Annotated in this window: 21 protein-coding genes; 11 read left to right on the top strand and 10 right to left on the bottom strand. The window is 75.0% G+C overall.

Features of this window, described 5'->3' with window-relative positions; translation table 11 throughout:
• The 8 genes from G6553_RS14790 to G6553_RS14825 form a co-directional block, all read right to left on the bottom strand.
• On the bottom strand, nt 1-702 hold a 702-nt coding region (locus G6553_RS14790; protein ID WP_207619817.1), incomplete at its 3' end, for a lamin tail domain-containing protein.
• Between the two features lie 146 nt (nt 703-848).
• Nucleotides 849-2,393, bottom strand: coding sequence for a polysaccharide biosynthesis C-terminal domain-containing protein (locus G6553_RS14795; RefSeq protein WP_166194481.1), 1,545 nt, complete (start codon nt 2,391-2,393; stop codon nt 849-851).
• A gap of 41 nt (nt 2,394-2,434) precedes the next feature.
• A complete protein-coding gene (locus tag G6553_RS21835; protein ID WP_166194484.1) occupies nt 2,435-3,994 on the bottom strand; it encodes a hypothetical protein in 1,560 nt (519 codons plus the stop codon).
• Nucleotides 3,984-4,838 carry a hypothetical protein gene (locus G6553_RS21840; RefSeq protein WP_166194487.1) on the bottom strand — a complete coding sequence of 285 codons (855 nt, stop codon included), beginning with the start codon at nt 4,836-4,838 and terminating at the stop codon, nt 3,984-3,986. Before G6553_RS21840 ends, G6553_RS21835 begins: the two co-directional genes overlap by 11 nt.
• Nucleotides 4,835-5,659 carry a sulfotransferase gene (locus tag G6553_RS14810; RefSeq protein WP_347565727.1) on the bottom strand — a complete coding sequence of 275 codons (825 nt, stop codon included), beginning with the start codon at nt 5,657-5,659 and terminating at the stop codon, nt 4,835-4,837. The genes G6553_RS21840 and G6553_RS14810 overlap by 4 nt, the downstream gene beginning before the upstream one ends.
• A 47-nt stretch (nt 5,660-5,706) precedes the next feature.
• Complete coding sequence (locus G6553_RS14815; RefSeq protein WP_166194493.1) at nt 5,707-6,933, bottom strand: hypothetical protein; 1,227 nt, start codon at nt 6,931-6,933, stop codon at nt 5,707-5,709.
• On the bottom strand, nt 6,930-8,303 hold the full coding sequence (locus G6553_RS14820; protein ID WP_166194496.1) for a hypothetical protein: 1,374 nt from the start codon (nt 8,301-8,303) through the stop codon (nt 6,930-6,932). The genes G6553_RS14815 and G6553_RS14820 overlap by 4 nt, the downstream gene beginning before the upstream one ends.
• Entirely contained in the window at nt 8,303-9,250 is a 948-nt protein-coding gene (locus tag G6553_RS14825; protein WP_166194499.1) for a sulfotransferase, read from the bottom strand. Before G6553_RS14825 ends, G6553_RS14820 begins: the two co-directional genes overlap by 1 nt.
• Nucleotides 9,251-9,445: 195 nt before the next feature.
• Here G6553_RS14825 and G6553_RS22230 point away from each other — a divergent pair, with 195 nt between their 5' ends.
• Nucleotides 9,446-10,222 (top strand): LamG-like jellyroll fold domain-containing protein, encoded by a 777-nt coding sequence (locus G6553_RS22230; protein ID WP_166194502.1) that lies wholly within the window; start codon nt 9,446-9,448, stop codon nt 10,220-10,222.
• Nucleotides 10,223-10,238: 16 nt separating this feature from the next.
• Here the strand turns inward: G6553_RS22230 and G6553_RS14835 are convergent, their stop codons facing one another.
• Nucleotides 10,239-11,252 carry a hypothetical protein gene (locus G6553_RS14835; protein ID WP_166194505.1) on the bottom strand — a complete coding sequence of 338 codons (1,014 nt, stop codon included), beginning with the start codon at nt 11,250-11,252 and terminating at the stop codon, nt 10,239-10,241.
• Nucleotides 11,253-11,436: 184 nt separating this feature from the next.
• On the opposite strand from G6553_RS14835, the gene G6553_RS14840 reads away from it, so the two are divergent.
• The 10 genes from G6553_RS14840 (at nt 11,437) to G6553_RS14885 (ending at nt 21,782) form a co-directional block, all read left to right on the top strand.
• Nucleotides 11,437-11,931: a UDP-N-acetylglucosamine--LPS N-acetylglucosamine transferase gene (locus tag G6553_RS14840; protein ID WP_166194508.1), complete on the top strand. Its 495-nt coding sequence runs from the start codon at nt 11,437-11,439 to the stop codon at nt 11,929-11,931.
• A complete protein-coding gene (locus G6553_RS14845; protein WP_207619818.1) occupies nt 11,928-12,476 on the top strand; it encodes a glycosyltransferase in 549 nt (182 codons plus the stop codon). Before G6553_RS14840 ends, G6553_RS14845 begins: the two co-directional genes overlap by 4 nt.
• Nucleotides 12,463-13,512 (top strand): sulfotransferase, encoded by a 1,050-nt coding sequence (locus G6553_RS14850; RefSeq protein WP_166194511.1) that lies wholly within the window; start codon nt 12,463-12,465, stop codon nt 13,510-13,512. The genes G6553_RS14845 and G6553_RS14850 overlap by 14 nt, the downstream gene beginning before the upstream one ends.
• Entirely contained in the window at nt 13,509-14,477 is a 969-nt protein-coding gene (locus tag G6553_RS21845; RefSeq protein ID WP_166194514.1) for a glycosyltransferase family A protein, read from the top strand. Before G6553_RS14850 ends, G6553_RS21845 begins: the two co-directional genes overlap by 4 nt.
• Nucleotides 14,474-15,310, top strand: a complete 837-nt coding sequence (locus G6553_RS14860; RefSeq protein ID WP_166194517.1) for a sulfotransferase — start codon at nt 14,474-14,476, stop codon at nt 15,308-15,310. The genes G6553_RS21845 and G6553_RS14860 overlap by 4 nt, the downstream gene beginning before the upstream one ends.
• Before the next feature lie 71 nt (nt 15,311-15,381).
• Complete coding sequence (locus tag G6553_RS14865; protein WP_166194520.1) at nt 15,382-16,161, top strand: 3'(2'),5'-bisphosphate nucleotidase CysQ; 780 nt, start codon at nt 15,382-15,384, stop codon at nt 16,159-16,161.
• Nucleotides 16,162-16,211: 50 nt separating this feature from the next.
• On the top strand, nt 16,212-16,724 hold the full coding sequence (locus G6553_RS14870; RefSeq protein WP_166194523.1) for a hypothetical protein: 513 nt from the start codon (nt 16,212-16,214) through the stop codon (nt 16,722-16,724).
• Nucleotides 16,725-16,826: 102 nt separating this feature from the next.
• Complete coding sequence (gene mfd / locus G6553_RS14875) at nt 16,827-20,399, top strand: transcription-repair coupling factor (protein ID WP_166194526.1); 3,573 nt, start codon at nt 16,827-16,829, stop codon at nt 20,397-20,399.
• A 40-nt stretch (nt 20,400-20,439) separates the two neighbouring features.
• Entirely contained in the window at nt 20,440-21,132 is a 693-nt protein-coding gene (locus G6553_RS14880) for a hypothetical protein (RefSeq protein WP_166194529.1), read from the top strand.
• Between the two features lie 8 nt (nt 21,133-21,140).
• Nucleotides 21,141-21,782, top strand: a complete 642-nt coding sequence (locus G6553_RS14885) for a MazG nucleotide pyrophosphohydrolase domain-containing protein (RefSeq protein WP_347565728.1) — start codon at nt 21,141-21,143, stop codon at nt 21,780-21,782.
• Here G6553_RS14885 and G6553_RS14890 read toward each other — a convergent pair.
• Nucleotides 21,779-23,263 (bottom strand): amidase, encoded by a 1,485-nt coding sequence (locus G6553_RS14890; RefSeq protein WP_347565729.1) that lies wholly within the window; start codon nt 23,261-23,263, stop codon nt 21,779-21,781. The genes G6553_RS14885 and G6553_RS14890 overlap by 4 nt on opposite strands.
• Nucleotides 23,264-23,313: the final 50 nt, after the last annotated feature.

The following is a 23,313-nucleotide window of genomic DNA, read 5'->3' on the forward strand; positions in this document are numbered from 1 at the left end:
GACGTCGCTGCCGATCGCCTCGAGCCGCTTGTCCACCTCGGCGTCCACGCGGGAGACGAAGAACGACGCCACCGAGCGGATCGTCGACAGGTCGTGACCGGCGTCGCGGGCCTGCTCGAGGCCGGTGCGGCGTACGGAGTTGGGGGCGCCGGCGGTGTGGCCGGCGGTGTTGGTGGCGGCGGCCCAGTTGAGGGGGTCGTTGTTGTCGAGGGTGGGGTCGATGAGCTCGAGGGAGGGGCCGGTGCCGTCGGCGCGGACGGGCCAGGGGTCGTCGGTGGCGTAGGTGACGGTGTCGATGGTGGTGCCGGTGGCGTCCTTGAGGGCGACGGTCTCGCCGCTGTTGGAGAGGTTGCCGCCGTAGCCGGCGGCGGGTGCGAAGCCGTAGCGGGTCTGGAACTGGGTGGGGTCCTTGGCCATGACGAGGCGGGCGCCGGGGGCGATGGTGGTGCCGGTGGGGACGGTGAGGGTGATGCCGGAGAAGGTCCAGCCGGAGAGGTCGACCGGTGTGGTGCCGGTGTTGGTGAGCTCGAGGAAGTCGTCGCCGTCGAGGTCGGAGGCGGCGTGGTACATGAGCTCGGTGATGACCACGTCGGTGGCGGCTGCGTGGGCTGGTGGTCCGGTGAGGGTGACGGTGCCGAGGGTGGCGGTGACGGTGGCGGCGGTGGCTGCGAGTGCGGCGAGCCGGGTGCGTGGTGTGGTCATCGGGGTCCCCCGGGGAGTGGCTGGTGGCGGGCTGGTGGTGGGTGGCGGCTGGTGGTGGGTGCGTGCCGCGGCTGCCCTGGTGTCGGCGACGCTAGGCGCGGGCCGGCCCGCCCACATGCCCGATATCGATGAGGTCCGCGGGGCGGTCAGGCCGCCGCGGCGGTCCGGGGCGCAGCGACCGCCGCGCGTCGACGCAGCACCGAGGTGAAGACCTCCAGGCCCAGCACCCGCCGCAGCCGCCAGGTCCCGAACGCGTGGACCGGGACGGCGACCCCCAGCAGGGCCAGGCCGACGAGCGTCCCGGCGCCGGTCGCCAGCACGACGACGTCCGCGGCGCCGTAGCAGGCGAGCGCCAGCAGCATCACCCTCGTCGTCGGCCCGGTCACCGGCCACAGCCCGAGGTCGCGACGCACCTGGAGCAGCGGCAGCAGGTTGCGCACCACGATCGCCACGGACCAGGCGACCGCGGCTCCGCGGATGCCGTGGGAAGGGATGAGGACGAGGTTGAGGCCGATGTTCACCGCGAGCGCGACGACGCTGTTGCGCAGGCTCAGCCAGCTGCGGCCGGCCATCAGCAGCACCGAGTCCACGGGGCCGCAGGCGGTGGCGAGCAGCATGGTGAGCGACAGGACGACGACGACGTCGGACGCGACGTCGTACCCCTCGCCGAAGACGCGCATCAGCACCGGCGAGAAGCCGGCGAGCACCAGGTAGAACGGCCAGGCGGCGACCACGCTCCAGGTCGTCGCCGCCCGGAACACCGAGCCGGCGGCGTCGCGGTCCCCGCGGGCGAGGAGCGCGCTGACGTGGGGCGACAGCGCCTGCTGCACCGACTGCACGAAGAGCTGGCCCACGACGATCAGCCTGGTCGCCGCCGTGTAGAGCGCCGCCTGGGCGGGTGAGGACAGCGCCGCCACCAGGACGATGTCGGAGCGCTTCAGGGCGGTCTGGGTGATCCGGGCGATCGCGCGGGGAGCGGTGAAGGACCAGAACTCGACGGCGACGGGCCGCCAGCCGCCGTCGTCCCCGCCGGCCGGCGGGTCTGCGGCCGACCGGGGGCCGACCAGGGACCGCAGCCAGGCGGCGGCGGCGACCAGGCCGAGCAGGTAGGGCAGCGCCCAGGCCAGGGCCAGCGCGGATGGGCCGCCGCCGGCGAGCAGGACGCCCAGGACCGCGACCGCCTGCAGGCCGAGGCGACCGATGTTCTCGACCACCACGGTGGGACGCATCGACCCGGTCCCGCGGGTGGCCGCCACGACGAGGTCGTGCAGGGCCGCGACGGGCAGCAGGGGGGCCAGCGCGTGCAGCATGCCGGTCATCGCGGTCGCCGAGGCGGAGCCGACGAGGTACGGCGACAGCTGCTCCGCCGACGCGTGCAGGACGACCGCGGCCGCGATCGAGGTGGCCGCGACCGGCGCCGCCGCGACCGCGAGCGTCCGCGGCACCTCGTGGCCCCGACCGGACGCGAGCTGCGCGGGCAGCTGCTTGACCAGGCCGGTGTCGGTGCCGAGCAGCGCGACCGACTCCAGCACGAGGAACACCGAGGTCGCCGCGAAGAGGGTGCCGGCCGTGCTCGCCGGGAAGCCGTTCGTGACGACGACGACGAGCAGGACGCCGAAGACCGCGCTGCACGCCGCTCCGGCGACGCTCGCCGTCCCGTGGCGGGCGAGCCGCTCCAGGTGGCCTCGCACGGGGGCCCGCGCCGGCCCGCCGACCGCTGCCCCGCCCGGCGTCATCGCCCGGCGCTGCTCGTGGTGTGGACGGCGGACGTGTCGGCGTGCCGCGGGCCGGCCTCCGCGGTGGAGAGCTGGTCGCGCCGCGCTGCCGACCCCGGGGCCAGGACGACCGCGCCGACCGGGGTGGGCGCCGGGGGTGCGCTGCGGACGACCCCCGCCACCACCGATCGGCGGGTGCGACCGATGGTCGCCACGACGAGGGTGAGGTCCGCAGCCGCGGTGACGACCTGCCCCTCCGCGCTGTCCAGGGCGGGGGACTCCACGACGACGAGGTTGCCGGCGCCGACCAGCTCGGCCACGACCATCCGCAGCCGCTCGACGGTGAACAGCTCCTGGGACGCCGACGTCTGCCGGCCGGCGGGCAGCACGCCGAGCATCGGCTCGACCGTGGGCCGGAGCAGTCCCTGGACACTGAGCCGCTCGTAGGTCAAGGCCTGCGCGAGGCCCTCCTCGACCACCAGGTCGTCCGAGTCGGCCTCGGCACAGGTGCGGACCAGGACCACCCGGTGGCCGCCGCGGGCGAAGGACTCGGCCAGTGCCTCGGCGACGGCGGCGACCGGCTCGCCGGGCCCGGCTGGGGCGACGGCGACGCTGTCCGGCCGGGGGTCGAGGCCGAGGAGCGTGCCCCGCAGCCGGCGGACCATCTGCTCGAGCTGGTCGGGCTGGTCGCCGCGGCCGCGTCGGAGCACGGCGGTCGGCACCGCTGGGGTGACCCGGGCCACGACCGGGACGCCGAGCTCCTCGACCTCCGCGGCGGACCGGACGCGGCCGCGGGTGCGCTCCAGCAGCACCGCGAGCAGGCAGGCCAGCGCGAGCCCGGCCAGCGCCCCGCCGACCGGCGCGACGGTGGCCACGAGGTCCGCGGGTCGCTGGGCCGCCGTCGCGGGGGCGATGACGGAGTCGGCAGGCGCCTCGCTCGTCTCCAGAGCGGACCGCTGCGCCCGCAGGTTGACCAGCTGGTTGCGCAGGGCGGTCGCCAGCTGGGACTGGAAGAGCCGCTCGGCGGCGCTGCCCCGCTGCGCGGCGGCCGTCGCGGTCTTCAGGTCGGCGAGCACCCCGATGGTCTGGTCCTCGACCTGCTCGACCCGCCCGGCGGTCACCGCATCCGAGCGCCGTTCGCGGTTGGCCAGGTAGGCGCGCGCGACCTCCCCCGCGACCCGCTCGGCCGCCCGGGGGGACGACGAGGTGAAGGTGATCTGCAGGACCTGGGTGTTCGGCGGGACGGTGACCTGCAGGCCGCGCTCGATCTCGCGCAGGTCGAGGTCCGGCTCCTTCTCGTCGACCGCGGCCAGGACCTCCGCGGACCGCGCCACCTGGGCCTCGGTCTCCAGGCTCGTGGGCTCGTCCTGGCGCACGGCGGACGGCGTAGGGACGAACGGGTTGCCGCTCGCCGGGTTGATCAACACGCTGGCCGAGCTGGACCAGGCGGCGGTGGCGGAGCCGGCGTACCACCAGCCCCCGGCCGCTCCCAGCACCACGAGCAGCACCACGAGGACGAGGTGGTGCCGGACGGCGCGGCTGGTCGGGACGGCGGGCGCGGTGCTCTCATGCGACATGGCGGTGGTCCTGGTTCTGGTCGAGGACGCGCGGCAGGCCGCCGCGTCGGGGGTCGGTGGACGAGGTGGCCCCGGCGCGGCGGCCGGCACGGTCGGAGGCGGCGCCGGCGAGGCAGCCGACGAGCAGGCCGAGCATCGCGCCGGAGACGAGGGGCACCTCGGTGTTGGCGTAGTCGGCGCGCTGGGGGGCCTCGGCCGGCGTGATCGCCTCGAGCGGGCGGTCACGTCCCTCCTCGAGCTGGGCGAGACCGGCATCGAGCTCGAGGAGCTGGGCGGTGAGGTCGTCGTAGGCCGGGACGACGACCTCGTCCGCCCGAGTGCTCGCGAGGTCCTGCTCGTGCTCACGGACCAGGCCCTGCAGCCGGCGTACCTGGTCGTCCGCGAGCGACCCCAGGACCTCGCGGCGCACCTCGCCGAGGGCCGCGACCGCGGCGTCCGCCCCGGCTGCCGCGGCACCGGGGGAGGACGCGGAGACCGTGACGTGCAGGACGCGGGTGCGCGGGGAGGCGGTGACGCCGATGTGCTCGGCGGCGGAGCCCAGCGGCACGCCGGCCGCGTCGGCGACGGCTCCGAGCACCGGGGGCGACCGCAGCAGCTGGGCGTCGGTGTCGATCGTCACCGCCGGCGCGACGAGCTCGATGGTCGAGGCCGTGACGTACTTGGGCACGGGGGTCAGCACGACCGAGGCGGTGGCGGAGTACGACGGCGGCCGGCCGAGCGACCAGCCGAACCCGGCCAGGAGCCCCACCGCGACGAGCGCACCCAGCAGTGCCCGGTGGCGCCGCACGAACGCCGGGTAGTCCGACCAGGGGGGCAGGCCCGGCGGTGCGGCGGCCCGGCTCATGCGTGCCACGCCGGCCGGCGGCCGAGCATCTCGGCCAGTGCGTCGTCGTGGGCGGCGAAGTGCTCCCGCAGCCGCCCTCGGGTCTCGTCGGCCATCGGCGCGCTCGGACGGCCGTTCCAGCGGTCGAACCGCTCGGGCATGACCGGGGGCAGTCCGAGGAAGTCGAGGAGGGCGCGGTACGTCGGCTCGGGGTCGGTGAAGAACGACTCGCTCTCCACGACGTGGATGTGCTCGGCAGGGAAGTGCTCGCGCAACCGCAGCAGCTGCTCGTGGTACTGGCCGCGCCGCACGTAGGCGTGGTGCCGGTGGTGGGTGCTCTGGTAGCCGGGGTACGTCGTCATCCGCTCGACCTCGCCCTCGAGCCGGTTGTCCTCGAGGTCGAGCGCGGCCTGGAAGCTCGCCCACTCGAAGCCGCGGGCGTGCTCGTGCTTCCAGGCCGAGTAGGCGCGCTCGACCGGGTCGCGCAGCATCGCGACGATGCGGACGTCCGGCAGGTGCTGCGCCATGCGCGCGGCGGCGCGGGGGTGGAACATGTAGTAGCCGCTGGCCTCGAACGTCACCGGGTCGCCCTCGACGCCGTGGGCCCGTGCCCGGCGCTGCAGGTGGCCGGTCGTCGGGAAGTGCCCCTGGTACCACGCGGGGCCGCGGTGGTGGTTGACGTCGAAGTAGTTGACGCCCTTGTGGTAGTTCGCGCCGTGGACGAGCGGGTGGGACACCAGCGCACGGAAGAGGGAGGTCGTGCCCGCCCGCTGCGCGCCGACCAGGACGAACGACGGCAGCTGACGGCGGTCCGCCGTGGCGGAGCCGACCCGGATGGACACGGCACGCCCGATCGTCTTGACGGGGTGCGGGGCAGCGGAGCGAACAGTCATCGTCGGCCTTCCAGGAGGGAGTGGGACGAGGGCTCGGCGAGCCTCTCGAGCAGGGACAGCACCCACGAGGTGCGGCGGCGCAGGGCCGGGGTGTCGCCGTGGGTGAGGGCGTCGAGGTAGCGGACGGCGACCTCGAGCAGGTAGAGGCGCAGGGTGAGCGCGTGGTGCCGCGTCGGCACGTCGGCGGTGGCGAGGACGGTGGGCACTGCCTCGAGGAACGTCCGCTCCTGCCGCGCGGCGTCGCGCTGGCCGGGCCGGACGGCCTGGGCGGCGAAGTGCAGGCCGTCGAACCCCAGGGGGACGGCGGGGTCGTAGCGCTCCCAGTCCCAGACGTTCAGCACGCCGTCGCCGAGCCCCATGTTCCAGGCCCCCCAGTCGCCGTGCCACCCGCCGAGGCGCACCGGCTCGGCGCCGTCGGAGGCGGCGACCGCCTCGAGGGCCGCGGCGACCCGGTCGCCCCCGGGCTGCGCGGGCAGCACGGCCGCGGACGCACTGAGCCGCTGCCAGAACGGCCCGGCGGCCAACCGGGGCGCGCTGGTGCCGGCGAGCCCGGCGAGCTCGTGGGCGGCGGCGTCCCGGACACGGGCGGGCACCGGTCCGTGCCCGACGGTGAGGGGGGAGAGGACCAGCACCTCCAGCCCGGCCCAGGTGCCGTGGTGCAGCAGCTCGGGGACGCGGAACGTCCTCGGTCGGCACCCGGCGAGCGCAGCCAGCGCAGCCGCCTCGCGGCGGACGAGCCCGGCGGTCAGCGGGTTGTGCCCGACCTTCGCGTAGGCGCACAGCCGTCCGTCGGCGCGGTAGACCTGCAGCACCGGCTTCTGGTTGACCCGCCGGGTGCCCAGGAGCACCCCGACCCGCACCGGCTGCTGCAGGCAGCGGGACAGGTGGTCCTCCACCGAGTCGATGCCCCCCGCTGCCGGCACGCGCACGACGGGCCAGCGGAGCAGCGGCAGGACACCGGCCCGCACCGAGCCCTCGAGCACCCGGCGCGCGGGTCGGGCCAGCGTGGACCCGCCGCCCAGTCGCCGGACCATCGGCGCGGACCCGGGCACGTCCGCCGGCACCAGCATCCGCGGCCGCCGACCGCTCGGCAGCACGAGCACGTCCCGGGAGCCGGCACCGCGGACGTCCCGGGTGCGGGTGAGGTACGGCGTCGGGCGCGGCGCCGGCCACAGCAGGCGCGCGACCTCCACGGCGTACGACGCGTCGGTGGTGGCGGTCATGTCGCCACCTCCCGGTGGGACACGTCGGGCAGGTCGGCCCGTGCCATCAGCCCGACGGCGATCATCACGGTGAACATCGCCGAGCCGAGCGAGTCGTAGACGAAGAAGCACAGGACCGCGACGAGCAGCACCGTGCAGGTGGTGACGTCGAGGGGGTCCGGCCCCCGGGCGCGGCGGAGGAACTGCACGACGAAGAACGACAGGCACAGCAACGTGCCGACGAAGCCGGTGGTCAGCACCAGCCGCCACATGAACCCCTGCGTGCCGAGCGGAGGCGCGGCGCACTGGTGGCAGGACTCGGTCTCGCCGCCGGCGAGGGAGCTGAAGCTGCCCTGCATCGTGCGTGTCGTCCCGTAGCCGACGAGGGGCGATCCCGCCGCCGTCGTGGCGATGACGGTCTGCGCCGTGCCGGCCCGCCGGTCGTTGCTGTGCGGGGTCTCGACGCGCAGCTGCAACGTGTCGTAGAGCGGGGAGGACACGAACGCGATGCCGCCGACGACGACCGCGGCCGTCAGCGCCTGCAGGGCCCGCCCGCGACCGTTGACCGCGAGCCGGACCGCGGCGTAGACCGCGGCGAGCGCCAGCGACAGCCACAGGCCGCGGTTGAGGGAGAACGTGATCGGGAAGATCGCGGCGGCGAGCACCACGACGCCCACCGGTCGGCGCCAGCCGGCGCCCCGGCCGAACCAGGCCAGGACGAAGAACGGCAGGTACAGCGCGAGGTTGTTGCCCCAGGCGTTCGAGTAGGGGAACGGCGCGGTCGGGCGCGGCTGGACGTAGCCGAGGAAGTCGCTGGAGGACGACAACGACGGGTGGACCAGGGTGCGGACGAAGTTGGTCGAGACCAGCGACTGGGGCAGGACCGCCTCCACCGGCGACTCGAACTCCAGCGTCGGCGCGATCACGGCGAGGACGCCGAAGGTGGTCGTGACGACGAACATGTAGGCCAGCAACCGGACGACCCGCTGGGTCGGGACCTCACGGGCCGTGTTGGCGACGTAGAGCATCGCCACGGTCGCGGTGACGTACCACAGCGCCCAGACCGAGAAGTTGGCCAGGCGCCCGATGCCGCCGCCCGGCACGGTGCCGGGCGCGGTCGCGTGGAAGAGCAGCGCTCCGGCGCACATCCAGACGAGGAACAGCAGCCAGGGCGTGAAGCCGCGCGGCACGAGCAGCGAGCCCTGGCGGCGCAGGATGACCGCCATCGCGAGAGCCATCGCGAAGAAGATGACCTGCGCCAGGCCCAGCGCCCACCACAGCGGGAAGCCGATGAACAGGACGCTCAGCGGCCAGCCCGGCCCGAGCAGCCGCCTCGGCGTCCGGGTGGGGGCGAGGGGCCGCAGCAGGGCGGCGTCGGTGGCCGACGACATCAGGCCGCCCGTCCCGCGACGTGGCGGCGACCGACGTACCCGTGCCCGATCAGCTGCGGCAGCGTCAGGGCGGTCACGACGCGGCGGGCGCCGGTCGGCATGGCCGAGCGCCACGCGTCGTCGGGGCGCAACGCGATGTGGCCGGCCACGAACCGGGTGCGGCTGCCGGCCACCCCGTGGCTGCGGCCCAGGACCACGCTGCGCCGGCCCACGTGGACGAGGTCCCCCTCGTCGGCGGGCAGGCCCACCTCGCCGAGCGCCTGCCGGAGCGTCGCCCGCGGTCGGTCGACGAGGTCCTCGTAGCGGACGTGGGCGGTGCGTGGGGAGGAGGCGGCGAGGACGCTGCACTCCAGCTCGAGCGCGGTCCAGAGCGCGGCGAGCCTGGGCGGGGAGTAGGTGCCCATGGCGTCCCCGGTCCGGGACTGCGGCTTGCGGATCCCCTGCTTGCCCCACGAGTGCGCGACGCCGCGCGGGTCGCGCACCAGGTGCAAGATGCGCAGGTCGAGGTCCGGCACCCGCCGGAGGGCGAACAGCTGCGCGGTGGACTTGCTGGCGTCCACGACGACCTCGGCGCCCGACACCGCGGCGATGGCGCGGTAGAGGCGGTCGTGGGCGTCGAGGTACTCGTCGAGGTCGCGGAGGTACGCCGCCGGGGCGACGCCGGTCGCGAGCCGGGGCACGTGCCGCTGGCGCACCACCCGGGGCTGGAGCTCCGCCATGCGGGCGCTCACCGCGCCCCAGCCGCCGAACGCCTCCTCGCCGACGGCGGTCCAGAAGCGGCAGCGGCTGATGGGCTGCTCGCAGCCGCACCGCTGGTCCTGCGGGACGACCCGGGAGAAGATCGCGTTGAGCTCGCCGGCGTTGACAGCGCCGGGCAGGGCGCCGAGCATGCGTTCGAGCAAGGTGCTGCCGGAGCGGCCGACACCTGCGATGTACAGCACCTTCACGATGACTCCTGTGAGTTCCTGGACGACGGCCGCCCCACTGGGCCGGTCAGGTGTCGGACGCTAGGTGGGGTCACCCGGGCCACGACCGGGATCGCCGGAGCCGTCCCCAAATCGGGGTAGGAGGGCGGCGACCACGCTGAGGACGGAGGACACGTGCGACGGAGAGGATCCTGGCGAGCGCTCGTCCCGACGCCCGTGGCCAGCGGGGTCCTGGTGCTCCTGGTCAGCCTGGCGCCCGCCGTGGTCGGGTGCCGGAGCTCCACCGACCCGGGCGTCGGCCTCGCGCCGACCACCGGCGCCCCGACCGCGACCGGCCCGGCGGCCGCCGCCCTGTGGCTGTCCTTCGACGAGCCGACGACCGGCTACGACGGCTCGACCGCGTACGCCGACGCGCAGGGCGGGCCGCTCGCCGGCCGGGTGGTGACCGGATCCCGCGGCGGCGTACGACGCGTGGCGGGGCCACCCGGCCGCGGTTCCGCCCTGGCTTTCCCGCCGCGCTGCTCCGCCTCGACCGGGTGCCCGCGGGCGATGGTGGAGGTGCCGCCGAGCCCGTTGCTCGACGCGGGGACCGGCGCGCTGCGGTTCGGCGCCACGGTCCGGCTCGCGCCCGGCCAGACGACCGCCGGCTCCAACATCGTCCAGAAGGGCCGCTACGGCACCGCCGGCGGTCAGTGGAAGCTCCAGGTCGACAGCGACGAGGGGTTCCCCAGCTGCATGGTCCGCACCGCGGAGGAGGTGCTCACGGTGCGCTCGCGCGTCTCGGTCTCCGACGCGTCCTGGCACCGGGTCTCCTGCCGACGCGACGCCGACGGCCTGGTGATCGAGGTGGACGGCACCGCCGACCGGCGGGCCGGTGGCGTCGGGTCGGTCGACAACGACGAGCCCGTGCGGATCGGCAGCCCCGGGGTCGGCGACGACGACGACCAGTTCCACGGCAGCATCGACGACGTCTTCGTCCGCGTCGGCGGTTGAGCGGCCCCGGCCGTCTTCAAGTCACCCGCGCCACCCACGGCGCGGCGAGCAGCTCGGCGAAGGTCCGCTCGGTGTCGCCCTGGAGCTCGAGCGTGCCGTCGGGGGCGTTGACGCCGGAGTTGAAGTAGGACATCGACACGATGGGGCGCCGGCGCGCGTAGTCGACCGCCGACCGCAGCCAGTCGCTCGCGACGCCGGGGTTGTCGGGGTCGTCGCGACAGCCGAACTCGCCGATCGCGAGGGGACGCTCGCCGATCCAGGCGAAGACCTCGTCGATCCGCGCGCCGAAGCTCAGCCAGCGCTTGCCGTTCGTCGGCGACCACGGGTTGTAGACGTCGACCCCGAGGACGGCTGCCTCGTCCACCACCCAGGCCATCGGGTCGATGCGGCCCCGCAGCGGCTCGAAGCTCCAGTGCTGGATGACCGGGACGACGGTGACGAGGGGGGCCGCGCGGCTGGCGGCGTCGATCACGCGGCGCTGCATGGCGACGAAGTCGGGCGCCTCCATCGCGACGCCGCCGGCGTCGTTCTCCGGCTCGTGGTGGACGGTCAGGAAGACCGGCGCCTCCACCCGGCCCAGCGCTCGCACGGTCTGCGTCAACCAGTCGTCGTGGTAGCCGGTCGCGACGTCCCGCCACGATCCCGGCGTCTTGGTGGAGACGTGCGGGAGGCGGTGATGGGCGTGGTCCGCGCGGCAGCGGCGCAGCATCTGCACGGTCTCGTTGGCGTCGGGCCGGAAGTAGGACCGGTGGACCGACAAGGTGGTGCCCAACGAGCGCTCCCACGGGCGCAGCGGCCGGTGGTAGGGCAGCGACGCCCCGAAGTAGAGGTGGCCCGGCGCCGGCTCGCCCGGGTACGCCGCCCGTCGGGGCGAGTGCGACGGCGACGGCGAGGGGTCGGCGATCGCGGAGCGGGAGCCGGACGCGGACGGCGCGGTGCGAGGCGGGTCCTGCGCGGATCGACACGACGACGTCGCCGCGGACAGCGCGGCGGCGGCGCCGAGGCCCAGGAGGGTGCGGCGGGAGGGCATGCCGAGGAACCTAGGTGGGCCTCGGGCCGCCGCGGGCGGCTGAGCGGACGTCGTACCCGATCCGGGGGAGGCGCACCCTGACAGCTCCCTGCGTCGGTCGGTGTGCACGGCCCACCCCCCAATTTTGGGGGAAGGCCGTCGGGTTGCGCCGGGCCGCTCCGGCCGCGACACCACGATCCGGGGCATGACGACTTCCACCCCGCCCGTGCCGACCGGGTCCGCGGGCCCCGGCCCGGTGCTGCTGGTGACCACGCAGGGAGGGCACCTCGCACACCTGCTCGCGCTGCGTTCCTGGTGGACCCGGCACGACCGGGTCTGGGTCTGCCCCCGGACGCCGGACGTGGAGGATCGCTTGGCGGGCGAGCGCGCGATCTGGTCCCACTCGCCGACGACGCGCAACCTCCCCAACCTGGCTCGCAACTCCGTGCTGGCGCTGCGGCTGATGAGGCAGGAGCGACCCGCGATCGTCGTGAGCGCGGGCGCCGGGGTGGCGGTGCCGTTCTTCGCGGCTGCCTGGGCACTCGGCGTCCCCACCGTCTTCATCGAGGTCTACGACCGCGTCGACACCCCGACGATGACCGGTCGCCTGTGCGGCCCGTTCACGACCCGGCGCATGGTGCAGTGGCAGAGCCAGCTCGCGTTCTACCCGGACGCGCACCTCGTGGGACCCCTGCTGTGAACGCCCTCGTGGTCGCGATGGTCGGCACCGACCACCACCCTTTCGAGCGGCTCGTGACGTGGATGGACGCGGCCGCGGTGCAGCACCCCGACGTCCACTTCGTCGTCCAGCACGGCGTGTCACCGGCACCGGTCGTCGCCGAGGGGCGCGCCTACCTCGCGCACGGCGAGCTGGAACGACTGCTCGCCCGCGCCTCGGTCGTCGTCTGCCACGGCGGTCCGGGGATCGTGACCGAAGCGCGCGAGGCCGGCCACCTCCCGCTGTGCGTGCCCCGGGACCCCGGGTTCGGCGAGCACGTCGACGACCACCAGCAGCGCTTCGCCGACCTCGTCGGCAGGGTCGGCGTCGTCCGGGTGGCTCGGACGTTCCAGGACTTCGGCCGGGAGCTCGACCAGGCCCTGGCCGGCCCTCCCGGCCTCGGCGACGACCTGGCCGGTCGCGACGCCCGCGACGCCGCCCGGGCGCGGGCGGCCGCCGGGCTGGAGGAGCTGTTCACGGCGGGACGCCAGCACGTCCTGGGACGGCGCAGCCATGCGCGCTCCTGACCGCACCGGCGCGTCCACCGGCTCCACGACGTACGCCGCGACACCTCACGCGTCCGCCGCCACTCCGACCGACCGGCCTACCGTCGTCTACCTCGGCGGGTTCGGCAGGTCGGGCTCGACGCTCGTCGAGCGCGTGCTCGGCGCGGTGCCCGGATGGGTCAACGTCGGCGAGCTGGTCGACCTCGCCCGCTCGGTCGCGCCCGCCGACGAGCGCTGCGGGTGCGGGGAGCCGTTCTCCCGCTGCCCGGTGTGGCGCACGGTCGGCGAGGAGGCGTTCGGCGGGTGGACCGAGCAGGTCCTCGAGCGCCTGGTGGCCGCGCACCGCGCCGCCGCCCGGCAGCGGCACCTGCCCCGGCTGCTGCGCGGCGGGGCGAGGCCGTCACCGGCCCTGGCCGAGCTGCGCGAGCTGCACACCCGGCTCTACCGCGCGATCGCGGCCGTCACCGGCGCCTCCGTCGTGGTCGACGCGTCCAAGGGGCCTGCCCTCGGACAGGCCCTCGCCGGCGCGTCCGACCTCGACGTGCGGCTGCTCAACGTCGTGCGCGACCCCCGCGCGGTCGCCTGGTCGTGGAGCCGCAGGGTGGAGCGCCCGCACGCCACGGCGGGGACGGCAGAGATGTGGCGCATCCCCGCGTCCCGCTCGGCCGCCCAGTGGGCCGCGCTGCAGCTGGAGATGGGCGCGATCGCGGCCTGGGGTGGTGTCCCCGCGGCCCGGCTGCGCTACGAGGACTTCGCCGCCGACCCCGTCGCGGCGCTCGTGGCCGCGACCGCGGCGATCGGCCTGCCCCTGCGCCCCGCCGACCTCCGCGCCGTCGCCGCGGGCCGCGTGCGGCTGGGCCCGAGCCACGGGTTGTCCGGCAACCCCGGGCGCTTCCGCTCCGGCCTGGTGACCGTCCGGCGCGACGACCGGTGGGTCGACGAGATGCCCGTCCGGGACCGCGCCCTCGTCACCGCCCTGACCGCCCCGCTGCTCCTGACCTACGGCTACCCCGCGACCGGCCCGACCGGTCGCCACGACATCGAGAGGCACTCGTGAACACACCCGGAGGAACCACCGGCGAGCCGCCCACGGCGAGCCAGCGACCACTCGTCAGCGTCGTCGTCCCGACGCGCGGGCGACCCGCCCTGCTGCTGGAGACCCTGGCCTCGATCGTCGACCAGGACTACCCGGGCCCGATGGAGGTCTTCGTGGTCCACGACCGGGAGGCGGTCGACGGCTCCCTCGCCGAGCTCTCCCGCCCGGACCGTCGGGTCGTCCCGATCGTCAACAGCCGCACCGGCGGGCTCTGCGGGGCGCGCAACACCGGCGTGCTGGCCTCGCACGGGATCTTCGTCGCAAGCTGCGACGACGACGACCTGTGGCACCCCACGAAGGTCCGGCTCCAGGTCGACCGCCTCCTCGCCGATCCCGAGCTGCTGGCCGTCGGCGCGGGCATCCGCCTGCTCATGGGCAAGCGCGGCATCGTCGACTGGCCCGCCCGGGACGAGGTCGTCCCGCGTGAGCGGCTGCTGCGCAACCGGGTGAAGGAGCTGCACAGCTCGACGCTGATGATGGGCCGCAACGCCTTCGAGGTGGCCGGGCTGTACGACGAGCACCTGCCGCACGGGTACGGCGAGGACTACGACTGGCTGCTCCGCGCGAGCAGGGTCGGTCGGGTCGGGGCCGTGCCGGTGATCCTGGCCGACATCCGCAAGGACGTGCCGTCCTGGTTCCGCGACCGTTCGCTCAACACCGCCGACGCCCTGGAGTACCTCCTCGGCAAGCACCCGGACCTCCGCCGCGACCGCCGCGGCCACGCGAGGGTGCTCGGGCAGATCGCCTACGCCCTGGCGACCGCCGGCCGGCGGCGCACCGCGCTCGGGGTCGTCGGCCGCGCCCTCCGCCGCGACCCCGTCGCCCCCCACGTCTGGCTCGCGCTCGTCGCCGTCGTCGCCGGGCCTCGGATCGAGCCCCAGCGCATGCTCGCCGCGGCGCGCCTCGTCGGTCGGGGGCTGTCATGAGCCGGCTGCCGAACTTCCTCTACGTCGGGCCGGACAAGGCCGGGTCCTCGTGGCTCCACGAGGTGCTCGTCAAGCACCCCGAGGTCTACCTGACGCCGGCGAAGGACCTCTACTACTTCGACCGCTACCACGATCGCGGGATCGAGTGGTATGCCTCGCAGTTCCGCGACGCGCGCGGCGAGTCGGTCGTCGGCGAGGTCTGCCAGGACTACCTGTTCCACCCCGAGGCGGCCGCCCGGATCCACGACACGCTCGGCCCGGTCAAGGTGATGGTGTGCCTGCGCGACCCGGTCGACCGGGCGTGGTCGTCGTACCTCTACATGCGCAAGCACGGCATCGGCCCCGACACGTTCGCCGAGGCCCTCGCCAGCCGGCCCGAGCTGCTCGAGCACGGCCGGTACGCCACCGGGCTCGACCGGTTCCTGAGCCGCTTCCCGCGCCACCTCGTGCACGTGGCGGTCTTCGACGACCTCGTGGCCGACCCGCAGGGGTTCCTCGACGCGGTCACCGACTTCCTCGACGTGGACCCCCTGCCCCTGTCGCCCAAGGACCTCGCGGCCCGGCTGCCCGCGGCGAAGGCCCGGTCGGTGCGGCTCGCGTCGGCCGCGCGGCGCAGCGCGGACTGGGTCCGCGAGCACGACGGCGCCCGGCTGGTCGGTCGCGTGAAGCGCTCGCCGCTGGTGCAGCGAGCGCTCTACCAGCCGATCGACCGGCGCGCGGTCCGTCCGCCGGCGGAGGACGTGGTCGCCGTGCGCAGCGCGCTCGAGCCCGAGGTCGACGCCCTGGAGCAGACCTTCGGGCTGCCGTTGCGGCAGTCGTGGGGCTGGTCGTGATCCCGGTCGTGATCCCGGTCGTGATCCCGGTCGTCACGAGGTCCGGGGCGTCCAGCCTTAGGGTGGCGCCCGTGACCTTCGACGCCGGTGCCCCGCCCGAGTCCGCTGCCCACGACGACCACGTCCTGGCGACGTGGCTGGCCACGGTGGCCGGTGAGCGGCTGCTGGAGGTGCGCGGCGAGGGGCTGGATGGCAAGGAGCTCAAGGACGCGGGCGACCGCGCCGCGCACGAGCTGCTGATGCAGCTCATCGCCGAGCACCGGCCCGACGACGCGGTGCTCTCGGAGGAGGGCAAGGACGACAAGGCCCGCCTGCAGCAGGACCGGGTCTGGATCGTCGACCCGCTCGACGGGACGCGCGAGTTCTCCGAGGTGCCGCGCGACGACTGGGCCGTCCACGTCGCGCTGTGGCAGGACGGCGACCTGGTGGCCGGCGCGGTCGCGCAGCCGGCGCTGGGGGAGACGTTCAACACCGGCCAGCCGCCGGTCGTGCCGGCACGCACGAGCGAGCGGCCGCGGATCGCGGTCTCGCGCAGCCGCCCCCCGGAGTTCGTCCACGCGCTCGCGCAGGAGATCGACGCCGAGCTGGTGCCGATGGGCTCCGCGGGCGTGAAGGTCATCAGCGTCGCGCGGGACGTCACCGACGCCTACGTGCACGCCGGCGGCCAGTACGAGTGGGACTCCGCGGCCCCGGTCGCCGTGGCCCGCGCGGCCGGCCTGTTCACCAGCCGCGTCGACGGCACGCCGTTGGCGTACAACCAGGAGGACGTCTACCTCCCCGACCTCATCGTCTGCCGGCCCGAGCTGGCCGAGCAGATCGTGGAGTTCGTCAAGCGGCACGGCGTCGCCTGACCGGTCCGCCTGACCGGTCCGGCTGACCGGCCCGGGCGCACACTGGCCGGGTGGAGCAGGTCGAGGTCCTCGAGCAGCCCGGCCGCGCGCCGGTGCGACGGCGTACGCGTTGGTTGCTGGCCGGCGCCGGGGTGCTCCTGCTGCTCGGGTGGGCCGGTGACCGCGAGCTTCGCGAGCGCGAGGAGCGGGCGGTCGAGGACTGCCGGGACGCGGCGACCGCCGCGACCGCACGCACGGACGCCTCGATGGCGATGATCCGCGCCTACGTCCAGCCGGCGCTGCTGTCGGTGCCGGCGGGCAGCAGCCAGGACGGGTTCTTCGCGCTGGTGGCGGAGGAGGCCGCCGAGGCGGAGCCGACGGTGCGCGGGGCGCTGGAAGAGTGCCGCGAGGTCGACGTGCTGCCCGTGCACCGCGGCCTGCGCCGGCGCAACGACGCGTACGTCGCCCACCTGACCGCCCGCGCCGACTGGCTCGCGGAGATCGCCGCGGACGGCCGCGCCTACTACCGCGACCGCCCGGAGCTCGCCCGCCTGCGGACGGCCGCGTTCGGGGACCGGTCGTAGGATCGGGTACCGCCCCCGTGCCACCCCGGCCCGGGGCGTTCGTGCTGCACGGCCCCGCGGGCCGCGCGCGCAGCCGCCCGAGAACCACCCTTCAGGAGCACCGTGAGCCTCACCGGCCTGGCCGACGTCGTCCTCGCCGACCCCACCCTCGCCGCCGCGGTGGAGGACGCCCGCGGCGGAGCCGTGCGGGCGCTGGACCTGACCGGTCCGGAGGCGCTGCGGCCGTTCGTGGTGACCGGGCTGGTCCGCGCCGGCCGCACGGTCCTGGCGGTCACCGCGACCTCCCGCGAGGCCGAGGACCTGGTCGAGGCGCTCGGCTGCTTCCTCGACCCGAGCACCGTCGCCTACTACCCGAGCTGGGAGACGCTGCCGCACGAGCGGCTCAGCCCCCGCAGCGACACCGTCGGCCGCCGGCTGGCCGTGCTGCGCCGCCTGGTCCACCCCGGCGACGACGCCACCAACGGCCCGCTGCAGGTGGTCGTGGCGCCGGTGCGCAGCGTGCTGCAGCCGCAGGTCAAGGGGCTCGCCGACCTCGAGCCGGTCGAGCTGGTGCCCGGTGACACGGCCCCCCTCGACGACGTGGTGCGGCGCCTGGCGGACGCGGCGTACACGCGCGTCGACCTGGTGGAGAAGCGCGGCGAGTTCGCCGTGCGCGGCGGCATCGTCGACGTCTTCCCGCCGACCGAGGAGCACCCGCTGCGGGTGGAGTTCTGGGGCGACGACGTGGAGGAGATCCGCAGCTTCTCCGTCGCCGACCAGCGCACCATGGACAAGGCCGACCGGCTCTGGGCGCCGCCGTGCCGCGAGCTGCTGCTCACCGACGAGGTCCGCGCGCGGGCGGCCGAGCTCGGCCGGCAGCACCCGACGCTCGTCGAGCTCACCGACAAGATCGCCGCCGGCATCGCCGTGGACGGCATGGAGTCGCTGGCGCCGGTGCTCGTCGACGAGATGGAGCTGCTCGTCGACCTGATGCCCGTCGACACCCACGTGCTGGTGCTCGACCCGGAGCGGGCGCGGGGCCGGGCGCACGACCTGGTCGCGACGAGCGAGGAGTTCCTCGGCGCGAGCTGGGCGGCGGCCGCCAGCGGCGGCACCGCGCCGATCGACCTCGGCGCGGCGTCGTACCGCTCGCTCTCCGACGTCCGCGAGCACGCCCTGGACCAGCACAAGCCGTGGTGGACGATGAGCCCCTTCGGCATCGGCGACGACACGAGCGGCCCGGTGACCGACGTCGACGCGATCGACGGCGCGGTGCCGAGCCGGGCACTGCCGATGCACCCGGTCGACGCCTACCGTGGCGACCTGGAGCGCGCGGTCAAGGACATCGGGACCTGGCTCGCCGAGGGCTACCGCACCGTCGTCGCGCACCCGGGCCACGGCCCCGCGAACCGGATGGTCGAGGTGCTCGCCGAGCACGACGTGCCCGCCCGGCTGGTCGAGGACCTCTCCGAGCCGCCCGCGACCGACGTCGTCACCGTCACCTGCGCCTCGGCCGCGCACGGCTTCGTCGACGAGCTCGGCCGCACGGTGCTGCTCACGGGCGAGGACCTCACCGGCCAGAAGTCCTCCACGCGCGACATGCGCAAGATGCCCGCGCGCCGCAAGAAGCAGATCGACCCGCTGGAGCTCAAGGCCGGTGACCACGTCGTCCACGAGCAGCACGGCGTGGGCCGGTTCGTGGAGATGAAGCAGCGCGAGGTCGGCGGCGCGGTCCGCGAGTACCTCGTGCTGGAGTACGGCGCCTCCAAGCGGGGCGGCCCGGCCGACCGGCTCTACGTGCCGGCCGACGCGCTCGACCAGGTCACCCGCTACGTCGGCGGCGAGCAGCCGAGCCTGGACCGCCTCGGCGGGGCCGACTGGGCCAAGCGCAAGGGCCGCGCCCGCAAGGCGGTGCGCGAGATCGCGGCCGAGCTGATCAAGCTCTACGCCGCGCGCCAGGCCACGCAGGGCTACGCCTTCGGGCCGGACACGCCGTGGCAGCGCGAGCTCGAGGACGCCTTCCCGTTCCAGGAGACGCCCGACCAGCTCAGCACGGTCGACGAGGTCAAGGAGGACATGCGCCGCACGATCCCGATGGACCGGTTGATCTGCGGCGACGTCGGCTACGGCAAGACCGAGATCGCGGTGCGCGCGGCGTTCAAGGCGGTGCAGGACGGCAAGCAGGTGGCCGTCCTGGTGCCGACCACGCTGCTGGTCACCCAGCACCTGTCGACCTTCGCCGAGCGGATGGCCGGCTTCCCGGTCGTGCTCAAGGCGCTCTCCCGCTTCCAGAGCGACAAGGAGGCCGCCGAGGTGCTGGCCGGCGCCGCCGACGGCAGCATCGACATCGTCGTCGGCACCCACCGGCTGCTCAACCCCGACATCCGGTTCAAGGACCTCGGGCTGATCATCGTCGACGAGGAGCAGCGCTTCGGTGTCGAGCACAAGGAGCAGATGAAGCGGCTCCGCACGTCCGTCGACGTGCTGTCGATGTCGGCCACGCCGATCCCGCGCACGCTCGAGATGGCGATCACCGGCATCCGCGAGATGTCGACGATCACCACCCCGCCGGAGGAGCGGCACCCGGTGCTCACCTACGTCGGCGCCTACGAGGACCGCCAGGTCGTCGCCGCCGTACGCCGTGAGCTGCTGCGCGAGGGCCAGGTCTTCTACATCCACAACCGGGTCAACTCCATCGAGAAGGCGGCCGCGAGGATCCGCGAGCTCGTCCCCGAGGCGCGGGTGGCCACCGCGCACGGCCAGATGAACGAGAAGCAGCTCGAGCAGGTCATGCTCGACTTCTGGGAGAAGCGCTTCGACGTGCTGGTCTGCACGACGCTGGTCGAGTCCGGCCTGGACGTCTCGAACGCCAACACGATGATCATCGAGCGCGCCGACACCCTCGGCCTCTCCCAGCTGCACCAGCTGCGCGGTCGTGTCGGCCGGTCCCGCGAGCGGGCCTACGCCTACTTCCTCTACCCGGCCGAGAAGCCGCTGACCGAGACCGCCCACGAGCGGCTCGCGACGCTGGCGCAGCACTCCGACCTCGGCGGCGGCATGGCGATCGCGATGAAGGACCTCGAGATCCGCGGGGCGGGCAACCTGCTCGGCGGCGAGCAGTCCGGCCACATCGCCGACGTCGGCTTCGACCTCTACGTCCGCCTCGTCGGCGAGGCGGTCACGGAGTTCAAGGGCGAGGCGGAGCCGGAGCTCAACGAGGTCCGCATCGAGCTGCCGGTCGACGCCCATCTGCCGCACGACTACATCCCCAGCGAGCGGCTGCGGCTGGAGGTCTACAAGCGGCTCGCGGAGGTCCGCAGCGACGAGGACGTCGACCAGATCAACGAGGAGCTCGTCGACCGCTACGGCGAGCCGCCGGAGGTCGTCGCCTCGCTGCTGCTCGTCGCGCGGTTCCGCGCCCGGGCTCGCAAGGCCGGGATCGGGGAGGTCACGGTCGCCGGCAAGAACGTCCGGTTCGCGCCGGTCAGCCTGCCGGAGTCGCGGGTCGTCCGGCTCAACCGGATGTACCCGCGGTCGATCGTCAAGGCCAACCTCGACACGATCCTCGTGCCGCGCCCGCAGACCGCGGTCGTGGGTGGCAAGCCCATCGCCGGCATCGCCCTGCTTCAATGGGCCCACGGTGTGATCGACGCCATCATCGACCCGCCGGAGAGCAGCAGCTCGACGACCAGCTGACCCCACGACCGGGCCCCCGGTCCACCTCGCAGGAGACGCCGTGAAGCGAACCCGTCCCCTCCTCGGCCTCGCCGCCGCCACCCTGCTCGCCTCGGGCGCGCTCACCGGCTGCGGCGTCACAGGCACCGGCTTCTCGCCGGGCGTCGCCGCCGAGGTCGGGGACACCTCGATCACGACCGACCGCGTGGACGCCGTCGCGGCGTCGTACTGCGACGCGCTCCGCCCCCAGCTCGAGGGCCAGGTCGTGCCGCAGCGCTACCTCAACGGCAGCGTCGCCGGCCAGCTCGCGCTCGCCGCCGCCGCGGAGCAGCTCGCGGCGGAGCACGGCGTCGAGGCGGGGGAGCAGCACGCCGCGCAGGTCACCCAGCTCCGCCGGGCCGTCGCCGAGCTGCCCGAGGACCAGCAGGACGCCGTCCTCGAGGTCGAGTCCGCCGGCAGCCTGGTCAGCGACCTGGTGATCGGCGTCGGCCGGGCGCTGGCCGCCGACGAGGGGCTCGCGGACCCGACCGACGAGCAGGTCGCGGAGCTCGGCAACCAGGCGCTCGTCGACTGGATCGGGGAGCACGACGTCGACGTCAACCCGCGCTACGGCGTGGACCTGAGCGACGGCCAGCCGGTCCGCACCGACACCGAGACCTCCGTCGCGGTCAGCGACCTCGCCGCCGCGGCGACGGCCGAGTCGCCCGACCAGGAGTACGCCGCCACGCTGCCCGAGTCGCAGCGCTGCGGCTGACCCGCCCCGTGCCCGAGCCCGCCGAACCGGCCGAGCCGCTCCTGGAGTTCCTGGCCGTCATGCGGCGGCTGCGCGCCGAGTGCGGCTGGAAGCGGGCCCAGACCCACCGGTCGCTCGCGCGGTACCTCCTCGAGGAGACCCACGAGACGCTCGAGGCGATCGACGTCGGCGAGGAGACCGGCGACTGGTCGCACCTGCGCGAGGAGCTCGGCGACCTGCTGCTCCAGGTGTACTTCCACGCCGTCGTCGCCGAGGAGCGCGGGGCCTTCACGATCGACGACGTGGCCGCCGACGTGACCGCGAAGATGCACCGGCGCAACCCGCACGTCTTCGGGTCGACGGCCGACGCCGCGGGCGTCGACGCCGACGACCCGACGGCGGTCAACGACGCCTGGGAGGCGGCGAAGGCGGCCGAGAAGCAGCGGACCTCGGTCACCGAGGGGCTCCCGCCGGGGCTGCCCGCACTGCTGCTGGCCGACAAGGTGCTCGACCGGCTCGAGCGGGCCGGCGCGCCGGCGGCGTACGACGACGGGGCGGGCGCCGACCTCGGCGACCGGCTGCTGGCGCTCGTCGCCGAGGCGCGGGCGACCGGCACCGACCCCGAGCAGGCGCTGCGGGACGCGGTGCGGCGGGTCGTCGGCCGGTCCTAGGCCATCGCGCGCACGGCGTCCCAGGGCGCGGCCTGCTCGAGCTGGCGGGCGAGCCGCAGCAGCAGGGCGTCGTCGCCGAGCCGGCCGACCAGCTGGGCGCCGATGGGCAGGCCGTCGGCGGTCCGGTGCAGCGGCACGCTCATCGCCGGGCGCCCGGTGAGGTTGGCCAGCTGGGTGTAGGGCACCCAGCCGAGGTTCTGGTCGATCATCTGCTGGACGATCGGCGTGAACCGCAGCAGCCCGCCGCCCCGCGCGGTCAGCAGCGCCTTCTGCAGGAGCGCCACCGGCGCCGGCAGGTCGAACGCGCCGATCCGCGGCGGGGGAGTCGCGGTGGTGGGGGTCAGCAGCAGGTCGTGCTCGGCGTGGAACGCCGCCAGGCGGCGTACGTGCTCGTGGCGGCCCTCGACGGCACGGATGAAGTCGGTCGCGGTCGTGGCGCGGCCGAGCGCGGCCATCACGCGGGTGTCGGGCTCGAAGGCGTCCTCGCCGGCGCCGGTGAGCCGGCGGGCCTCGTCGACCGAGACCGCGCAGTGGGCGAACCACGTGGTGAGGAAGTCCTGGGCGAGCTTCGCGTCGTCGACCGGCATCGGCACCTCGACGACCTCGTGGCCCAGGTCGCTGAGCAGGTCGGCGGCGCGCTGCACCGCGGCGCGCGACTCCGGGTGCGGGTCGGGGTTGATCGAGCTGCGCCAGGCCATGCCGATCCGCAGCCGCGCCGGCGCCTCGTCGAGGCCGGCGGCGAACCCGTCCGCGGGCAGCCCGCCGGGGAGGTACGGCGAGACGTCGGTCGGGCCGGCGAGCACGTCGAGCATCGCGGCGGTGTCGCGCACGCTGCGGGAGACGACGCCGTCGACGCCGGTGCCGCCCAGCGACTCCCCGCGGGCCGGGCCGGAGGGGAGCAGGCCGCGGCTGGCCTTGAGGCCGAAGAGGCCGCACGCGGAGGCAGGGATGCGGATCGACCCGCCGCCGTCGCTGGCGGCCGCGCACGGCACGATCCCGGCGGCCACCGCCGCCGCGCTGCCGCCCGACGAGCCGCCCGGCGTGTGGTCGGTGCCCCACGGGTTGCGGGTGGGGCCGAAGGCGTGCGGCTCGGTGATGCCCTTGGCGCCGAACTCGGGGCTGTTGGTCTTGCCGAAGACGACCAGGCCGGCGTCGAGCCACCGCTGCACGACCGTGGCCGTCTCGGCGGCCGGGTGGTCCTTCAGCGCGCGGCTGCCGCCGCTCGTCGGCAGCCCGGCGACGTCCTGGCCCAGGTCCTTGAGCAGGAACGGCACGCCCGCGAAGGGCCGGCCGCCCTCGGGCTCGGGGCCGGCCGGCGCGGGCAGCGCGGTCGGAGCGACGTCGCGGACGATCGCGTTGAGCCGGGGGTTCACCTCCGCCGCGCGAGCGCGGGCCGCGGCCAGCAGCTCCTCGGGGGTGACGTCTCCGGAGCGCACCAGGGCGGCCAGCCCCGTGGCGTCGTGGTCGCGGTAGCTCTGCACGCGCCGAACACTAGCCAGAGGTCCCCGGGGCATCCCCTAGGCTCGGCGCC

The organism is Nocardioides sp. IC4_145, assembly GCF_011250565.1.
In the GTDB taxonomy this organism is placed as follows: domain Bacteria; phylum Actinomycetota; class Actinomycetes; order Propionibacteriales; family Nocardioidaceae; genus Nocardioides.